This window comes from Dysgonomonas sp. Marseille-P4361, from assembly GCF_900343125.1.
Classification (GTDB): domain Bacteria; phylum Bacteroidota; class Bacteroidia; order Bacteroidales; family Dysgonomonadaceae; genus Dysgonomonas.
Genome location: NZ_OPYL01000002.1, coordinates 26,327 through 44,117, shown reverse-complemented (window position 1 = coordinate 44,117; position 17,791 = coordinate 26,327). Strand labels below are relative to the sequence as shown.

Here is a 17,791-nt window from a genome sequence, read left to right as displayed (position 1 = left end):
TAAAGATAAAGTCATTTTTATTTGTAAAATTTCGTCATTTTGATATTTTTTCATACTTTTGTAGTCTATATTATCAATCAATCCAATATATATTAAGATGAAAGCAATAGAAGTTTTAGAAGATTTGAAACGTAGATTCCCCCACGAACAAGAATACCATCAAGCCGTTTTTGAGGTATTAGAGTCTATAGAAGAAGTTTATAATCAACATCCTGAATTTGAAAAAGCAAATCTTATTGAACGTTTATGCATTCCTGACAGAATTTTCTCTTTCCGCGTAACATGGGTTGATGACAAAGGGAACACCCATACCAATATGGGATATCGCATACAACACTGTAATGCAATAGGTCCTTACAAAGGTGGAGTACGTTTTCACTCATCGGTGAGTCCTTCCATCCTAAAATTCCTCGCTTTTGAGCAAACATTCAAAAACTCATTGACTACCCTTCCTATGGGTGGTGCAAAAGGAGGATCAGACTTTAATCCGAAAGGAAAATCTGCAACCGAAGTTATGCGTTTTTGCCAGGCATTTATCTCAGAATTGTGGCGTCATATTGGTCCTGACACCGACGTACCTGCAGGAGATATAGGTGTAGGAGGTCGCGAAGTAGGCTACATGTTTGGCATGTACAAAAAACTGACCCGCGAGTTTACAGGAACATTCACCGGAAAAGGTCTTACATTCGGAGGATCGCTTATCCGCCCCGAAGCTACCGGATACGGAAATGTATATTTCTTACTGGAAATGCTAAAAACAAAAGGAATAGACATAAAAGGAAAAAGATGCCTTGTATCGGGTTCGGGCAACGTAGCTCAATATACATGTGAGAAACTGATAGAGATGGGTGCTATCCCTGTTACTCTATCCGATTCGAACGGATATATATACGACCCGGAAGGTATTACAACCGAAAAACTGGAATACGTAAAAGAATTAAAAGAACTATACAGAGGTCGTATCAGCGAATATGCAGAGACTTACGGTTGTAAATACGTAGCCAATGCTCGTCCTTGGGGCGAAAAAGGAGATATTGCTCTGCCTTGTGCTACACAGAACGAGATAAACGGAGAAGAAGCAAAAGCTCTTGTTGCAAATGGCGTAATAGCTATTTCGGAAGGAGCAAACATGCCATCCACACCGGAAGCTATTGAAGTATTCCAGCAAGCAAAACTTCTTTATGCTCCGGGCAAAGCTTCTAATGCGGGAGGAGTTTCTGTATCAGGCTTGGAAATGACTCAAAATTCGGAACGTATCAGCTGGTCTACAGAAGAAGTAGACTCGAAACTGAAATGGATCATGCAGAATATACACGAAAACTGCGTAAAATACGGAACTGAAGCAGACGGATACGTTAACTACGTGAAAGGTGCTAACATTGCCGGTTTTATAAAAGTAGCAAGAGCTATGATGTCTCAAGGAATTATATAATACGTTAAAAAATCAATCAAAAAGAACGGTTGCCTCTCCTAAGAAGCAACCGTTTTTTATTTTTCTATAACATAGGAATCAATTTACTGGCTCAACCTTATATCCCTCTTTCCTCAACAAACTTATTAGACCATCTTCGCCAAGCAAATGCCCTAAACCGACTGCAATGAAAGATGCTTTTTTGTTTATTAAATCAGGAATATATTCCATCCATTTATGGTTTCTTACAGTAGATATTTCATGTAAAACATGTTTGCTCTTAGGATCTTTCCTTAATCTTTCTTCATACTCCTTATCATATTTCTTATTTCTCTGATTAAAATACTTTTCGAATTCATTAAAATCTTGCCTACAATAAGCGTCGAATAATCTAGTAGATAAAGTGTCTGATTCAGACTCTTTAAACTCTTTTTCAAATGTTCTATTCCTTAACATTACAATCAAACTATCTGTAACATTTTTCACTGAACCTTCGGGCAAATGAGCATAATAATTAAACCTAATCAAGTTATCTAACCCTACAATTTTATATCCTCGATGATATGCCAACTCTTCCAAACAATAATCCATTGGCAAATATGTAATTATATCCTTATTTGTCTTCTCCTTTTTCTTATATTCATAATATAGATATCCCTTAATCCTTTCCAACAACACCTCTGGTTTACGAATATACTTCTTCGACGTCTGCCCCACTACCACCAGTAAGATTGAATCTAACAAGGCTAAGTCCTCTTTATTAAAAAATTTATCATAAGTAGAATCAGCAGGGAGCATTTCTGTATTTAAGGTATCAGGCTCATAATAATTATATTCTCCAATATATTGGTTTGTATTTTTTAAAGATTCATAAAACCCCGGAACACTATCCAATATAGAACAGCCCAAATAAAAGCCTCTACCATGTCCTGTTCCAAACAAATAAGAAGGAGCATTTAGTCCATTGCCTGATATTTTCCACAGCAAGCCCTCCTTATGCTCTTTTGCACAAGAAAGTAACAATGTAACAAATATTAGAGAAAAGAGAAGTATCAAATATTTTTTCATCTAGATTTTACTCTAGCTTATGTATAACCAGTCCCGAACGTAATTTTGGTTCGAACCAAGTTGTTTTGGGCGGCATAATATTGTCCGTATCGGCGATATCCATCAGTTGTTTCATGGTAACAGGATAAAGAGCCAATGCTAACTTCATCTCTCCACTATCAACACGCTTTTTCAGTTCGCCAAGACCTCTTATCCCTCCCACAAAATCGATACGTTGATCGGAACGTAAATCTTTTATTCCGAGTATTTCGTCCAAAATATATTTAGAAGAGATTGTCACATCCAGCACCCCTATAGGATCGCTGTCGTCATAAGTATCAGCTTTGGCTGTCAGGCTATAACATTTACCATCCAGATAGATAGAGAAATTATGCAAACCCGATGGGGCAACAATATCATTTCCCTTCTCTTCTACCACGAAGTGAGTTTTCAGTTTTTCTACAAATTCCGCAGGAGTCAAACCATTCAGATCTTTTACTACGCGATTGTAATCGATAATATTCAGCTGATTATCAGGAAAACATACTGCCATAAAGTAATTATACTCTTCGTCGCCCCTATGATTCGGGTTTTGCTTCGCTTTTTCTGCCCCAACCAAGGCTGCTGCTGCCGAACGATGATGTCCGTCGGCAATATACAAAGAGGGAATAGCCGCGAATAATTCGGTTATTCTCTTTATTACTTCCTTATCTTTTATCACCCAAAAGTGATGCCCTACTCCATCATTTGCTACAAAATCATATTCGGCAGGAGTATCTATCGTACGCTGCACGATGGCATCCAGCTCTTCATTTTCGGGATAAGCAAAAAACACCGGCTCTATATTTGCATTATTCACACGCACATGCTTCATTCGGTCTTCTTCCTTGTCGCGGCGAGTCAATTCGTGCTTTTTTATTTTTCCTTCCATGTAATCTTCCACATGCGAACAAACAACCAAACCATACTGCGTTTTTCCATTCATTGTTTGTGCATATACATAGTAATATTCTTCGGGGTCTTGTACCAACCAGCCTCGCTCTTGAAACTTGTTAAAATTTTCGACAGCACGCTCGTACACTTCGGGATGATGCTCATCGATCATTTCTTCAAAATCGATCTCTGGTTTTATGATACGGTAAAGAGATTTTTCGTTTCCTTCGGCTTCCAGCCTGGCTTCCAACGAACTCAATACATCGTAAGGCCTTGACACTACTTCTTTTACTATTGCTTGCGGAGGTCTTACACCCCTGAAAGGTTTGATTATTGCCATTGGTATTCTATTTTAGGATTACAACTTTCTATATCAAGAAACAGATCGTCAATGTTAAATAATCGACAATCTGTTACTTTGTACTAGAACAAATATATAAAAACTAATGTAATTTGTAGCAAAAGTCTCTTCTAAAAGTTAAATTGGTATTCCAAGCCTTTATTTGGAGCTGCATAGAGGTTCGCTATTTCGAAACTCACAGTAGAAGCATTGGCATCTGCCGCAACTATTGCCTCAATACTGATCTTACTCATTGCCGGTATAGTAAAGTCTTTGCAACGGAAATATGGACTAACATTTTTAATATGGAATGGCAGATCTGACTTATTCAACAGAGTCACTTTCACAGCATTTCCTTTTCTTTCTACTTCAAGAACCTCAACCGAAGCTTCGAATATAGCCTTCAAATACATAGGTTCGGCAACTACAATATCTCTGAAATAAGCTGCTGTACGACGAGCCTCAAGAGCTTCTCTTATACCAGCTTCACTACGTTCTTTGGCAAAAACAAGTGTCATCGGTCTATGCCCTTTGACCAAATCATACGACATAGCCGAAGGGTCGTGCATATCTGTATTACACAGTATTGTCAACTTCTTATCCAATGCCCATTGGTGTGCTTCGGGATAATAATCTCCACTGTTTACCACTTCTATGCCCTGCATCAAACCTTGATTATATATTTCGGTATGCACATCCCACCATACGGTTTCTTTCTGTTGAGCGCGCCATCCCGGATGATTCCAAAAGATGAAGCCATTTTGACTTTTAGCCTCTTTCAACTGCACCATGTAATCTTCGTTGTCCATCTTATCTGCATCGTTTATAAACAGTGCATTAAAATGTCCCGGAGGCATTTTAGACTTTGTCACCTCTGTTCCTTTTATCAGTATCACACCTTTTTTCGTAGCATCTGGCTTAGCTATTTCATGCGAACGATTGTGCGATGCAGGGATATCCGACTTGAAAGGTCTGTATTCCAGATGGTCTGTAATTGCTATTGCATCAAGACCTTCTCTGTAAGCTTCTTCTATTCGGGTTGTAGGCCATACCTTACCATCCGAGAACACTGTATGCACGTGCAAATCGGTCTTCAAGGTTTTATATCCGAGTATGTCAGGAATAGCGATTTCTTTCTTTACTTGGGCATTTGATCCTACAAAAAAGAACGTGAGAACAAGAAGGGCAACTAATTTTTTCATGTTGTATAAATTTTTAGAAGGTTAATCTGTTATCGAGTGATAAAAAACACACTATACAGATAAGGCATTTATTTCTTATTTCTACAAATATAACAATTAAAGACTACTCATATTTAACATTCCATAAATTTTATTACCCTAATATTCTTCTATTTTCACTCAAGAACTATTTTTTTTAAAATACCCAAGCAACACTCTAACTAGAATCTATGAATAGATTGATAAAAATACCTTATTTTTGTTTTCTAATACCAACGAAAGCTCTTCTACAGCTTTTATATACTCTATTTTTGTTAACTAAAATTCTACAGATGAAAAGACTTATTCTAATTGCATGTTTTTCGGTAATTGTATTTACCATGAATGCCCAAATACAAGAGATTCGCGTTTTCTCTCACAGAGGTGGACGTATGGAACATGACGAGAACACACTTTCTGCATTTCAAGCCAGTTACGATGCCGGTTATCGAGGATTCGAAACAGACATAAGAATGACCAAGGACGGCGAACTGGTTATTACGCACGATAGCCGTCTGGAACGGACGACTAATGGAGTCGGAGTTCTGGAAGAGAAAAACATGAGCGAAATAGAAGCTATGAGAACAAAGCAAAACAACAAAATACTTTCACTCAACGAACTTCTGTCTTGGCTCGACGGAAAATCCGGATTATATGTAGAGTTTGAATTAAAAACTAATCCAGAAGATCTTTATCCAGAAGAGAGATTGCACGAATTTTGCGACAAGCTATACAAGTCCGTTATGGCAATAAAACCAGCGGATGCTGTTTTCGTTTTCACATCGTCCGACTATAGAGGATTAAGATATCTCCAACAAAAGTATCCGGGAGTTGATCTACTTATGATTACATCAGAACCTTGTAACGAAAAGACAATAGCTATGTGTAAAGCCCTAGGCATCAAACGAATTGGAGCCAAAATGGAGGGTACATCGCGTCAAAGTGTAGAGTTGGCTCATAAACAAGGACTTATCGTTAGCCTTTGGCCCGGACTAAGCACAGCAGACTTTATGCTCGGAGCTTATTTAGGTGCAGATTTCATGTGTACCGACATCCCCATTGAACTCAAAAAGTTTATAACAGACCATACCCCCTGGCTTAATGTAAAATATTAAAAAACCGTCGAAAACTGAAAATTACCACCCATCTATATTGTTACAAAACAGAGTCTGTTTTTTATCATTTTACTTGTTTACTATGAATATCCACTTCAAAAAAGATATTTTATGATATATAATTCGTAATTTTGGTAGCTTTATTATGAGCATATACAAATAACAATATCTAATTTAAATAACAATGAAGAAGTATAATTTTAGCGCAGGTCCGTCAATCTTGCCTCAACAAACCATAGAGGAAACAGCGAAAGCTATTTTGGACTTCAACGGCTCATCATTCTCTTTGATGGAAGTTAGCCACAGAGGAAAAGATTTTCAGGCTGTAATGGACGAAACAGTTGAATTATTCAAAGAATTACTAGATATACCTGCCGGCTACTCGGTACTTTTCCTTGGGGGTGGAGCAAGCCTTCAATTCTGTATGGTTCCTTTCAACCTGCTTGAGAAAAAAGCGGCTTACCTGAATACCGGAACATGGGCTAACAAGGCTCTTAAAGAAGCAAAATTATTTGGTGAGGTGGTAGAAGTAGCAACTTCAAAACCTGCTAACTATTCATATATTCCTAAAGATTATGTAATCCCTACGGATGCTGATTATTTCCACATCACAACCAACAACACCATCTTTGGTACAGAGATTCATACAGACTTGGATTCTCCTGTTCCGTTGGTAGCAGATATGTCTTCCGACATCTTCTCTCGTCCGGTTGACGTTTCTAAATATGCGTTGATTTATGGTGGTGCGCAAAAGAATCTGGCTCCTTCGGGTGTTACTTTCGTTATCGTTAAAGACGAAATCCTTGGAAAAGTAAACCGTCCTATCCCAACGATGCTAGACTATCGCACTCATATCGAAGGCGGATCAATGTTCAACACTCCTCCGGTAGTGCCTATTTATGCTGCAATGCAGACATTGAGATGGTTGAAAGCAAATGGCGGAGTAGCTGCGATGTACAAACGCAACAAAGAAAAAGCAGCATTGCTTTACAATGAAATAGACCGCAACCCTGTATTCAAAGGCACATGTGCTGTTGAAGACCGTTCGTTGATGAATGTATGTTTTGTACTTTCAAGCGATTACGAAGGATACGAGGCTGACTTCTTAGCATTTGCTAAAGAAAGAGGTCTTGAGTCGTTGAAAGGACACCGTTCGGTTGGAGGATTCCGTGCATCTATCTACAACGCTATGCCAATCGAGGGTGTACAAGCGCTGGTGGATGCTATGCAGGCTTTCGAAAAGAAAATTGCAAAATAATTAACTAACCCAAATATCAAAAGCCTTTTGAACAAACAAAAGGCTTTTGAATTAAAAGGCAAAAGCTATAAAAAAATGAAAGTATTAGTAGCAACAGACAAACCTTTCGCAGCAGAAGCCGTTAGCGGTATAAGAGAGGTAATCGAAAAAGCCGGATACGAACTGGCATTGTTGGAAAAATACAGCACAAAGCAAGAATTATTGGATGCTGTCGCTAGTGCAGACGCAGCAATTATTCGCAGCGACATTTTCGACAAAGAAGTATTAGAAGCAGGTAAAAACCTAAAAATAGTTGTTCGTGCAGGAGCAGGGTTCGACAATATCGACCTTGATGCTGCAACTGCAAACAACATCTGTGTGATGAACACACCGGGACAAAATGCAAACGCGGTAGCCGAACTTGCTTTCGGACTTGTGGTGTATGCTATTCGCAACTTCTACAACGGCACCTCAGGAACTGAATTGCTTGGCAAGAAACTAGGTATCCACGCATACGGAAATGTAGGTCGTAATGTGGCACGCGTGGCAAAAGGATTCGGCATGGAAGTATATGCTTTCGATCCGTTCCTTAGCGCAGAGCAAATAGAAAAAGAAGGAGTGAAAGCGGTAGCAACTGTGGAAGAGCTATACAGCACTTGCCAATATGTATCGTTACATATCCCCGCTACTGCCGAGACTAAAAACTCGATCAACTATGCACTATTAAGCAGAATGCCTAAGAATGCACTATTGATCAACACAGCTCGTAAAGAGGTGATCAACGAAGCAGAAGTAGTGAAATTGATGGAAGAACGCAAAGACTTCAAATATGTAACTGACATCATGCCGGGCAACCATGCAGAAATGGCTGAAAAATTTGCAGGTCGTTATTTCTCTACTCCTAAAAAGATGGGAGCTCAGACAGCAGAAGCAAACACCAATGCAGGTATTGCCGCAGCAAATCAGATCGTGGACTTTATCCAAAACGGTAACGAAAGATTCCGCGTAAATAAGAAATAAGAATCTCTTATATACCAAAAGAAAACTCCGGCTCATAAAGTCGGAGTTTTTTGTTATTCGATATAATTCGATTGCACAAACTTCAGTTGCCGTTCGAGCATCGACACTTTTGCCATATCGTAGCCATGCTGACGGGCAATCGCTACGGGACGAGAATAGATATACTCAATCTCCAGAGGACGACGAGCATCGTAGTCGAGCTTCATACTAGGCAGGTAAGGAACCATATTTTCGGTCATTTCCAAAGTCTCTATGGCATACGACTCATCTATCTTGTGTTTCAAGCCCGAAGCATTTGCCGCCCCTATTACTTCCAGCATCATTTCATGCAACAGACTTCTAGTTGCAGTATTATTCATCAGCGCTTCGGTACTTGTATCCAGCACCACAGTCATTCCATTGTAAGGAATATTCCACACCAACTTGCGCCAGCGAGCTTCGTCAAGATCAACAGCATTGGCTTCTACTGCCGACTCGCTAAAGTCTGCAACGACCTTTTTTATCAGTTCCTCATCGGGACACGAATACGAACCAACATTCAACTTCCCATAGTCCATATGAAAGACATGCCCCTCTCCTACCTTGCTGGAGCAGATAAAAGCCAATCCACCCGCAATGCGCAGATCAGGCATCATATTCTGCAAGTCTTCCTCTAGTCCCAATCCGTTTTGGATAAGGACGACCAAAGTATCTTTGTGCATAATAGGCGGCAGCAAATCTTTCAGCAGATGATTGTTTGTCGATTTCAAGCCCACAAGCACCACATCGCACACCGGCATATCCGACGTCTGATTATACGCATTGATCGAAGTCAGATAAAAATTGCCTTTCACCGAATCTACTCTCAACCCATTCTTCCTCACATAGTCATAATCGGAATGAAACAAGAAATGCACATCCTTGCCCGCATTTGCCAATCGTCCGCCATAGTAGCCACCGATTGCACCAGTTCCTATTACTGCATATTTTAAAGACATTGTTTTTAAAGACTATTTTTTATAAATATATAAAATAATATCTATTTTTGTTAAAAACAAAACAAATACTATGAGATTAATTGATATTAAAGAAAAAATTAAAATAGCGCATGCTAATAATCTGTTTAGATACGACTATAGCTCTTCTACTGGTTTATTTACCTTATATAATATTCACAATCTACAAATTGTATTAGAAACATTAAGAGATATAAATTTTTTCTCTGAGACTGATCGCATTTTACATTTTCCTGTCTTAGGAAGTACGGATCATGCTTTTAGGTCAATTGATATTGACTATGTATATGATAATATACTTTCAACTAACTTAGAAAAGTTCTCTTTCGACAAAAAATCTTTCGATCCTATCCGTCTCTTTTTTTTAAATTTAGAATCTATACTAAACCTTCTATACAACTGGTTTGAATATCTTATTCCGGAAGAACAAGATAATCAAACATTAAACATCAAATTACCTGTAATAAAAGGCTTGGATAATCTGAGTAAAGTAGCTAATGATCTAAAAATATCTATATCTACAGTTGTTAACAGTTTCCCTAACGGAAAGGTAGAAATTAAACAATTTGATCATGGTTCTTTTTGGCTCGTCTTAGGTGTTGGAAGCGCATTGACTTTAATTGCTAGCTTAACTTGGTCTGCTGCTGTCATTGCGAAAAAAATAAATGAGTTCAGATATACAAATGGGTTAATTGAAAATCTTAATATAAGAAATGAAGCATTGAATGAAGTGAAAGAAGCTTTAAAAGAAAAAATTAAAATAGACACATCACTAGAGGCTGAATTAATAAAAAATGAATTCTTCTCAGAAGATAAGAACAATAAAGAGCAAGCTGTAAGAATCGAAAAATCAATAACAATCCTTGCTGAATTAATATTAAAAGGGACTGAATTCCATCCAGCTATCACCTCCTCTGAAGATGTAAGTAATCTATTCCCTAATTATAAGAACTTATTATTAAATGAAAGTAAAATTAAAAAGATAGAAGAATAAAACTCACAATCGACTATTTATCTAAAGTTTCTTTATATCCGTATTATTGGAACTAAAAGACTTAACAAATAAAATTCTTTAACAAAAAAGTGATATTTTAGCTTTTCCAAATACAATACTATGAAAGAAAGACATTTATCAATCGTACTTTTACTATCTATTCTTGCTATCATTGGATACTCATGTTCATTGGATGTACCACCTCCAAAGAGCGTTGGAGCATTGCCGACCGAGCACCAGCTAAAGTGGCAGGAACTGGAATATTATATGTTTATTCACTTCGGACCAAACACCTTTACCAATGTGGAATGGGGCGACGGCAAAGAAGATCCCAAGGTATTCAACCCTACCGAACTGAACACCGATCAGTGGGCTTCGATAGCCAAAGATGCAGGTATGAAAGGTATCATCATAACAGCAAAGCATCACGATGGCTTCTGTCTGTGGCCAAGCGAATTTAGTACACATACCGTACGCGAAAGTCCTTGGAAAGAAGGGAAAGGTGATATCCTGAAAGAATTATCCGAATCGTGCAAGAAATATGGTTTACAGATGGGTGTATATCTTTCTCCTTGGGATCAGAACCATCCGGCTTACAATACATCGGAATACAATCAGGTATTTGCCAACACATTAAACTAGGTGTTATCAAATTACGGACACATCTTCGAGCAATGGTTCGACGGAGCTACAGACGGCACTTCGCGTCAAGTATACGATTGGGACTTATTTCACAAAACTGTGTACAACAAGCAACCCCATGCAATTATTTTCAGCGATGTGGGTCCCGGTTGCCGCTGGATAGGAAACGAGAGAGGTTATGCCGGTGAAACAAACTGGTCGACACTCAATGTAGAAGGTTTCACTCCCGGGAAAGGCGCTCCGGCGACAGATATACTAAACAAAGGAGATATCAACGGAGAGAAATGGGTTGCAGGGGAAGTAGATGTTTCTATTCGTCCGGGATGGTTTTATAGTCCGGCGACCGACGACAAGGTAAAATCTGTAGAACACTTGATGGATATTTATTATTCTTCGGTAGGGTCCAATGCAAACCTACTATTGAATGTTCCGCCCGACAGAAGGGGACTTATTCACCCAAATGACTCCGCCCGCCTGATGGAGTTCAAAGCTGCCAGAGAAAAAGCTTTCAATACAAACTTGGCTGACGGCGCTACTGCTACTGCAAGCAATGTGAGAGGCAATGCGAAAAAGTATTCGACTGAAAATTTGTTTGACAATGATAATTCAACCTATTGGACAACTGACGATGGTATATCAACGGCTACAATTACCATAGAACTGAAAGAAGCAACAAGTTTCAACAATATTCTTCTGCAAGAATACATTGCTTTAGGACAGCGAATAGAAGAGTTTAAGATCAACTATTGGGATGCGGAACTTAATCAATGGGTTGATCTGGACAAAGGAACAACAGTCGGTTACAAACGTATATTGAGAACGCCAAGAGTCTCTTCGTCCAAAATACAAATAGAGATCAGCAAGTCGCTTGCCGAACAGATTCTTTCAAACATCGAAATATACGATGCTCCTGACATTCCTTCGTTTGATGTCAGCAAGTTTTCGAAACAAAGCTTAGACAAGAAAGATGCTATTGTATTGAACTTAAAAGAAGCGAGAGGTATCAAAGGCTTTGTTTTCACTCCTTTCCCTTCTGAACGTGAGACTACGATCCAACGTTACAACTGCTATGTCAGCGAAGATGGCAAGCAATGGGAGAAAGTGCAGGAGAATGCTATATTCAACAATATCAAAAACAACCCTATCCCTCAGCAAGTTATTTTCGACAAGGTTTATAACTCTTCGTACATTAAACTAGAGCCTACTCTACTGACGAATGATAATTCGGATAAATACACTTATGCAGAGTTAAAAGCTATTGAGTAATTATTAAACAACTATATAAAACAAAAAAGCGACTATCATTAAGATAGTCGCTTTTCTTATTATTGCTTAGTAAGACGATTAGTCTTTCAATTTAGCTTTTAGGAACTCACGGTTCAAACGAGCGATATTGCTGATCGAAACGTTTTTAGGACATTGCATTTCGCAAGCCTGAGTATTTGTACAGTTACCGAAACCTAGTTCGTCCATTTTAGCCACCATTGCTTTTGCACGGCGAGCGCCTTCTACACGTCCTTGAGGAAGAAGTGCCAACTGGCTAACTTTAGCTGAAACGAACAACATAGCCGAACCGTTTTTACAAGCAGCCACACATGCTCCACAACCGATACAAGATGCTGCATCCATCGCTTCATCTGCATCTTTTTTAGGGATAGGTATAGCATTAGCATCAGGTACACCACCAGTATTTACACTAACGTATCCACCTGCTTGCATAATCTTGTCGAAAGCTGTACGGTCTACCATCAAGTCGCGGATTACAGGGAAACCTGTAGAACGCCAAGGCTCGATAGTGATAGTTTCGCCATCTTTAAATTTACGCATGTGCAACTGGCAAGTTGTAATATCTTCGTCCGGTCCGTGAGGATGTCCGTTGATATAAAGGCTACACATACCGCAAATACCTTCACGACAGTCGTGATCGAATACAATAGGCTCTTTGCCTTCGTTGATCAACTTTTCGTTCAAAATATCCAGCATTTCTAGGAATGAACTGTCTACCGAAATGCCATCAAGTTTATATGATTCAAAGGCTCCTTTTTCTTTCGGACCTCTTTGACGCCAAACTTTTAAAGTTATATTGATTAATTTTTCCATCGTCTTCTTTTTTTAAGCCTTGTAATTACGTTGTTGTCTTACTACGAATTCATAATCAAGAGGTTCTTTGATAAGTGTAGGAGCTGAACCTTCACCTTCATATTTCCAGCAAGCAACATAAGAATAGTTCTCGTCGTCGCGCATCGCTTCACCTTCTGGAGTTTGGTATTCTTCACGGAAGTGACCTCCACAAGATTCGTTACGGTTAAGACCATCGTAAGCCATCAACAAGCCGATTTCGATGAAGTCGTCTAAGCGTAATGCTTTTTCCAACTCAGTGTTCAGTGTTGTAGCTTCTCCCGGTATGCGAACATTTGACCAGAATTCTTTCTTCACAGCTTTCAACTCTTCGATTGCTTTTTCAAGCGATTCTTTAGTACGAGCCATACCTACAAAATCCCACATGATGTGACCTAGTTGCTTGTGGATAGAGTCAACAGAACGTTGTCCTTTGATGCTCATCAATTTAGCAACCTTTTCTTTCACTGCATTTTCTGCTTCAGTAAATTCAGGAAGATCTGTACTGAAACGAGGAACAGTAATTTGGTCGGCAAGATAATTTTGAATAGTGTAAGGCAATACGAAATATCCGTCGGCAAGACCTTGCATCAATGCAGATGCTCCAAGACGGTTAGCACCATGGTCTGAGAAGTTAGCTTCTCCCAATGCGAATAATCCTTTGATAGAAGTCATCAATTCGTAGTCTACCCAGATACCACCCATTGTGTAGTGGATAGCAGGATAAATCATCATCGGAGTTTCGTATGGATTCTCATCTTGAATCTTTTCATACATTTGGAACAGGTTACCATATTTAGCCTCTACCACATCTTTTCCAAGACGGTTGATAGCGTCAGCAAAGTCAAGGTAAACAGCAAGACCTGTAGATCCTACACCGAAACCTGCATCGCATCTTTCTTTTGCAGCACGAGATGCCACGTCGCGAGGTACAAGGTTACCGAATGCCGGATAACGTCTTTCCAAATAGTAATCTCTATCTTCTTCTTTGATTTGAGTTGGTTTCAATTTTCCTGCGCGGATAGCTTCTGCATCTTCTTTCTTCTTAGGAACCCAGATACGGCCATCGTTACGAAGAGATTCTGACATCAACGTTAGTTTTGATTGGAATTCTCCGTGTACAGGAATACAAGTAGGGTGAATTTGTGCATAACAAGGGTTAGCAAAGTAAGCACCTTTCTTGTAAGCTTGAATAGCAGCAGAACCATTCGATCCCATTGCATTGGTAGAAAGGAAGAATGCATTTCCGTATCCACCCGTAGCGATAACTACTGCGTGAGCTGCGAAACGCTCAAGTTTACCTGTTACAAGGTTGCGTGCGATAATACCGCGAGCGCGTTCTTCTCCTTTGTCGTCTTTTACAAGAACAACGTCTACCATTTCGTAGCGAGTATAAAGTTTCACGCTACCTTTGTTTACTTGGCGACTTAGTGCCGAGTAAGCACCTAACAACAATTGTTGTCCTGTTTGTCCTTTAGCGTAGAACGTACGAGATACTTGCGCTCCACCGAACGAACGGTTGTCAAGCAGACCTCCGTATTCGCGTGCAAAAGGAACTCCCTGAGCCACACATTGGTCGATGATGCTGTTTGCTACTTCAGCCAAACGGTGTACGTTAGCCTCACGAGCGCGGTAGTCACCACCTTTGATAGTATCGTAGAACAAGCGGTAAACAGAGTCACCGTCGTTTTGATAATTTTTCGCTGCATTTACTCCTCCTTGTGCTGCAATAGAGTGCGCACGACGAGGTGAGTCCTGAATACAGAAGTTAAGTACGTTAAAGCCCATCTCTCCAAGAGATGCCGCTGCCGAAGCTCCTGCAAGACCTGTTCCTACTACAATAACATCTAGACGACGTTTGTTAGCAGGGTTCACCAATTTTTGGGCGGTTTTGTAGTTGGTCCACTTTTGAGCCAATGGTCCCTCAGGTATTTTTGAATCTTTTTTTGGATCTAGTATATTACTCATAATCTCTTTTTCTTTTAATCTTTAACAAAAATAATATGTATTTGCTCCGATTACAGGCAAATCATATGTCTTGCGTAGAAATAAATAGTCACAAAAGCAAATGCCAAACAGATCACGGTAGCAGTTACTTGTCCGATCACTTTCCAGCGATTTAGCCAAATTGTGTTATTCCATCCGATAGTTTGAATAGCACTCCAGAAGCCATGAGATAAGTGGAACCAAAGAGCCACATACCAAACCAAATAAGCTACAACAACCCATGTTTGGCTGAAGTAATACTTGATAAATTCTGCTCCATCCTGAGGAGATACTGTCGCACTACCTAGTTCTACATGATGATTTCCCAATAGTTCGGCAAACATCATTTTGTACCAGAATTGACTAAAGTGTAATAGCAAGAATCCGATAACGATAACTCCTAGAACAAACATGTTCTGAGAAGCCCACTCTACATTCTTTGGACGTACACTTACTGCATAGCTGTCATTTCCGCGAGCTTTACGATTTTGCATTGTAAGGATTAATGCATAGATAAAGTGGATAGCTACAAGAGCTGCTAATGCTGCTGTACCTGCCACTGCATACCAGTTAGCACCTAACAAAGCACAAATTGCGTTGTAAGCCTCCTCCGAAAAAACAGCCGTTACGTTCATTGCTGCGTGAAACAGCAAAAATAAGACAAGAGCGATACCTGTAACGCTCATTATCAACTTCTTACCAATAGAAGATTTTAGTAACCAACTCATAAATTAAAATTGTTTTAGTTATATAGATTAGTTAATTTAGATGATTATCACTTTAGTGTAATAGAAAGCACACATACTTAATTAGTTTTTTCTATTATAATGCAAAAATATATTAAATAAAAGGATTATCAAAGAAAAGAAGTGGCTTTTTACCCTACTCTGCTAATACTTTTAGCAGTTTCAAAAAAGTTCATTCAATTTTATTTTTCCCATCTTTTGTCAATCCTTACCCACAGTAGGTATCCACTCAGGAAAATAGCATTCCGAAAAAATAAGGCAATTTTACGCTTTCCATCGAAATGATATTATTGTATATTTGCTTTCTGGACTTATAAAGGCAAAAAAACATCTTATCCATTTACACTATGAATACACTGAAAAAAGTCTGCACCGTTATCATACCCGCAACATTATTTCATCCTGCTGCCGGCGAAAATATAGACATCCCGAAGAAAGATCCTTCGCGTCCTAACATAGTTTACATAATGACGGACGACCATTCGTACCAAACCATAAGTGCCTATGGTCACCCACTGTCGAAACTGGCTCCTACGCCAAACATAGACCGTTTGGCTAACGAAGGAATGCTTTTTCAGCAGGCTTTTGTCGAAAACTCATTATCTACTCCCAGCAGAGCATGCCTGATGACAGGTCTTTACAGCCATCAGAACGGACAGCGTCAACTAGGAAAAGGGATAGATACAACCAAAACATTCTTTTCGGAACTATTGCAAAAGGAAGGCTATCAGACCGGTGTAGTGGGTAAATGGCATATGCAATGCGAACCAAAAGGCTTCGATTTCTTCCACGTATTGTGGGATCAGGGACCTTATTACAACCCCGGCTTCAAGAGTCAGTATTCTAATGGTAAATACCTGAAAGAGGAAGGTTACACAACGACCTTGATTACCGATCATTCGATCCGTTTTCTTGAAGAAAGAGATAAGGATAAACCATTTTGCCTGCTTGTGCATCACAAAGCACCTCATCGCAACTGGATGCCCGAAGAGAAATACCTCGATCTGTATGAAGACATACAATTTCCTAAACCGGAAACTTTCTACGACAATTACGCAACACGTTGCTCGCCTGCCAAGACGCAGGACATGTCGATAGAAAAGACAATGACTATGATATACGACCTGAAAGTAACCGAGCTGAAACATAGTATGGATGAGCCTAATGCAAACGAATGGATACAGACTCTGGAGGAAATGACTCCATCGCAGCGCGAAGCATGGCACAAAAGTTATCATCCCAAAAACATGTTTTTCTTATCCCAAGACCTTAAGGGAGATAAGCTTGTTGACTGGAAATTTCAACGCTATCTGAAAGATTACCTGCGCTGCATAAAGAGTATCGACGATCAGGTAGGACGACTTATCGACTATCTGGAAAAAGAGGGGTTGATGGATAATACGATTATTGTTTACACCTCCGACCAAGGTTTCTACATGGGCGAACATGGATGGTTCGACAAACGATTTATGTACGAAGAATCGTTCAGAACACCACTAATCATACGCTATCCGAAGATGATAGAAGCCGGAAGCAAAACAGATGCTTTGGTACAAAATATAGATTATGCTCCAACTTTCTTATCTTTGGCGGGAATAGAGAAGCCTTCCGAAATGAGCGGGACATCGCTGGAAACTGTCTTTGATGGTGAAAAGCCTGACAATTGGCGCAAAAGCTTATACTACCATTACTACGACTATCCGGCTGTGCACAATGTAAGAAGGCACGATGGCGTACGCACCGACCGCTATAAATTGATCCACTTCTATGGCGAAGGCAAAATGAAGGATGATGTGGCAATCGACTGTAATGAGCTTTATGATCTGAAGAACGATCCGAACGAATTAAATAATTTATACGGTAAAAAAGGTTACGAAAAAATCACTGCCGAATTACAGAAAATGCTGGATGAATACAGAACAAATCTAAAGGTAGACGAATATTAAGCGAAACAAAAATTCTGACATCTGACTTTGACATACGACGA

At 39.4% G+C, this 17,791-nt stretch carries 14 protein-coding genes and 1 pseudogene; 8 read left to right on the top strand and 7 right to left on the bottom strand.

Annotation, left to right across the window (positions count from 1 at the left end; genetic code table 11):
• Positions 1 to 97: 97 nt before the first annotated feature.
• The gene (locus DHU68_RS03985; RefSeq protein ID WP_108821694.1) at positions 98 to 1,432 is read left to right on the top strand and encodes an NADP-specific glutamate dehydrogenase; all 1,335 of its coding nucleotides are present in this window, start codon (positions 98 to 100) and stop codon (positions 1,430 to 1,432) included.
• Between the two features lie 78 nt (positions 1,433 to 1,510).
• On the opposite strand, the gene DHU68_RS03980 is transcribed toward DHU68_RS03985, so the two are convergent.
• From DHU68_RS03980 to DHU68_RS03970, 3 genes are all read right to left on the bottom strand, one after another.
• Entirely contained in the window at positions 1,511 to 2,479 is a 969-nt protein-coding gene (locus tag DHU68_RS03980; protein WP_108821693.1) for a TraB/GumN family protein, read from the bottom strand.
• 7 nt (positions 2,480 to 2,486) lie between these two features.
• A complete protein-coding gene (locus DHU68_RS03975; RefSeq protein WP_108821692.1) occupies positions 2,487 to 3,731 on the bottom strand; it encodes a DUF1015 domain-containing protein in 1,245 nt (414 codons plus the stop codon).
• A 131-nt stretch (positions 3,732 to 3,862) separates the two neighbouring features.
• Positions 3,863 to 4,933 carry an Sb-PDE family phosphodiesterase gene (locus DHU68_RS03970; protein ID WP_108821691.1) on the bottom strand — a complete coding sequence of 357 codons (1,071 nt, stop codon included), beginning with the start codon at positions 4,931 to 4,933 and terminating at the stop codon, positions 3,863 to 3,865.
• 311 nt (positions 4,934 to 5,244) lie between these two features.
• On the opposite strand from DHU68_RS03970, the gene DHU68_RS03965 reads away from it, so the two are divergent.
• The 3 genes from DHU68_RS03965 (at position 5,245) to DHU68_RS03955 (ending at position 8,323) form a co-directional block, all read left to right on the top strand.
• Positions 5,245 to 6,066 (top strand): glycerophosphodiester phosphodiesterase, encoded by an 822-nt coding sequence (locus tag DHU68_RS03965; protein WP_108821690.1) that lies wholly within the window; start codon positions 5,245 to 5,247, stop codon positions 6,064 to 6,066.
• 184 nt (positions 6,067 to 6,250) lie between these two features.
• A complete protein-coding gene (serC, locus tag DHU68_RS03960; RefSeq protein ID WP_108821689.1) occupies positions 6,251 to 7,324 on the top strand; it encodes a 3-phosphoserine/phosphohydroxythreonine transaminase in 1,074 nt (357 codons plus the stop codon).
• Positions 7,325 to 7,399: 75 nt separating this feature from the next.
• Complete coding sequence (locus DHU68_RS03955) at positions 7,400 to 8,323, top strand: 3-phosphoglycerate dehydrogenase (protein ID WP_108822130.1); 924 nt, start codon at positions 7,400 to 7,402, stop codon at positions 8,321 to 8,323.
• 53 nt (positions 8,324 to 8,376) lie between these two features.
• Here DHU68_RS03955 and DHU68_RS03950 read toward each other — a convergent pair whose 3' ends face one another.
• Positions 8,377 to 9,300, bottom strand: a complete 924-nt coding sequence (locus tag DHU68_RS03950) for a putative 2-dehydropantoate 2-reductase (protein ID WP_108821688.1) — start codon at positions 9,298 to 9,300, stop codon at positions 8,377 to 8,379.
• A gap of 70 nt (positions 9,301 to 9,370) precedes the next feature.
• On the opposite strand from DHU68_RS03950, the gene DHU68_RS03945 reads away from it, so the two are divergent.
• The 3 genes and pseudogenes from DHU68_RS03945 (at position 9,371) to DHU68_RS14335 (ending at position 12,220) form a co-directional block, all read left to right on the top strand.
• The gene (locus tag DHU68_RS03945; RefSeq protein WP_108821687.1) at positions 9,371 to 10,312 is read left to right on the top strand and encodes a hypothetical protein; all 942 of its coding nucleotides are present in this window, start codon (positions 9,371 to 9,373) and stop codon (positions 10,310 to 10,312) included.
• A gap of 120 nt (positions 10,313 to 10,432) precedes the next feature.
• A pseudogene (locus DHU68_RS14340) lies at positions 10,433 to 11,425 on the top strand (alpha-L-fucosidase); the annotation flags it as partial.
• A gap of 6 nt (positions 11,426 to 11,431) precedes the next feature.
• Complete coding sequence (locus DHU68_RS14335) at positions 11,432 to 12,220, top strand: discoidin domain-containing protein (RefSeq protein WP_255412462.1); 789 nt, start codon at positions 11,432 to 11,434, stop codon at positions 12,218 to 12,220.
• 78 nt (positions 12,221 to 12,298) lie between these two features.
• Here DHU68_RS14335 and DHU68_RS03935 read toward each other — a convergent pair whose 3' ends face one another.
• The 3 genes from DHU68_RS03935 to DHU68_RS03925 are packed head-to-tail and all read right to left on the bottom strand — an operon-like array spanning position 12,299 to position 15,786.
• Positions 12,299 to 13,054 (bottom strand): succinate dehydrogenase/fumarate reductase iron-sulfur subunit, encoded by a 756-nt coding sequence (locus tag DHU68_RS03935; RefSeq protein WP_108821686.1) that lies wholly within the window; start codon positions 13,052 to 13,054, stop codon positions 12,299 to 12,301.
• A 12-nt stretch (positions 13,055 to 13,066) separates the two neighbouring features.
• Positions 13,067 to 15,040, bottom strand: coding sequence for a fumarate reductase/succinate dehydrogenase flavoprotein subunit (locus DHU68_RS03930; protein ID WP_108821685.1), 1,974 nt, complete (start codon positions 15,038 to 15,040; stop codon positions 13,067 to 13,069).
• Between the two features lie 50 nt (positions 15,041 to 15,090).
• A complete protein-coding gene (locus tag DHU68_RS03925; protein WP_108821684.1) occupies positions 15,091 to 15,786 on the bottom strand; it encodes a succinate dehydrogenase cytochrome b subunit in 696 nt (231 codons plus the stop codon).
• Positions 15,787 to 16,151: 365 nt separating this feature from the next.
• On the opposite strand from DHU68_RS03925, the gene DHU68_RS03920 reads away from it, so the two are divergent.
• Complete coding sequence (locus tag DHU68_RS03920) at positions 16,152 to 17,750, top strand: sulfatase (RefSeq protein ID WP_108821683.1); 1,599 nt, start codon at positions 16,152 to 16,154, stop codon at positions 17,748 to 17,750.
• Positions 17,751 to 17,791: the final 41 nt, after the last annotated feature.

Excerpts from the sequence above, each read along its gene's own strand:
- DHU68_RS03985 (WP_108821694.1), top strand. The coding sequence starts at position 98 with ATGAAAGCAATAGAAGTTTTAGAAGATTTGAAACGTAGATTCCCCCAC.
- DHU68_RS03980 (WP_108821693.1), bottom strand. The coding sequence starts at position 2,479 with ATGAAAAAATATTTGATACTTCTCTTTTCTCTAATATTTGTTACATTG.
- DHU68_RS03975 (WP_108821692.1), bottom strand. The coding sequence starts at position 3,731 with ATGGCAATAATCAAACCTTTCAGGGGTGTAAGACCTCCGCAAGCAATA.
- DHU68_RS03970 (WP_108821691.1), bottom strand. The coding sequence starts at position 4,933 with ATGAAAAAATTAGTTGCCCTTCTTGTTCTCACGTTCTTTTTTGTAGGA.
- DHU68_RS03965 (WP_108821690.1), top strand. The coding sequence starts at position 5,245 with ATGAAAAGACTTATTCTAATTGCATGTTTTTCGGTAATTGTATTTACC.
- serC (WP_108821689.1), top strand. The coding sequence starts at position 6,251 with ATGAAGAAGTATAATTTTAGCGCAGGTCCGTCAATCTTGCCTCAACAA.
- DHU68_RS03955 (WP_108822130.1), top strand. The coding sequence starts at position 7,400 with ATGAAAGTATTAGTAGCAACAGACAAACCTTTCGCAGCAGAAGCCGTT.
- DHU68_RS03950 (WP_108821688.1), bottom strand. The coding sequence starts at position 9,300 with ATGTCTTTAAAATATGCAGTAATAGGAACTGGTGCAATCGGTGGCTAC.
- DHU68_RS03945 (WP_108821687.1), top strand. The coding sequence starts at position 9,371 with ATGAGATTAATTGATATTAAAGAAAAAATTAAAATAGCGCATGCTAAT.
- DHU68_RS14335 (WP_255412462.1), top strand. The coding sequence starts at position 11,432 with ATGGAGTTCAAAGCTGCCAGAGAAAAAGCTTTCAATACAAACTTGGCT.
- DHU68_RS03935 (WP_108821686.1), bottom strand. The coding sequence starts at position 13,054 with ATGGAAAAATTAATCAATATAACTTTAAAAGTTTGGCGTCAAAGAGGT.
- DHU68_RS03930 (WP_108821685.1), bottom strand. The coding sequence starts at position 15,040 with ATGAGTAATATACTAGATCCAAAAAAAGATTCAAAAATACCTGAGGGA.
- DHU68_RS03925 (WP_108821684.1), bottom strand. The coding sequence starts at position 15,786 with ATGAGTTGGTTACTAAAATCTTCTATTGGTAAGAAGTTGATAATGAGC.
- DHU68_RS03920 (WP_108821683.1), top strand. The coding sequence starts at position 16,152 with ATGAATACACTGAAAAAAGTCTGCACCGTTATCATACCCGCAACATTA.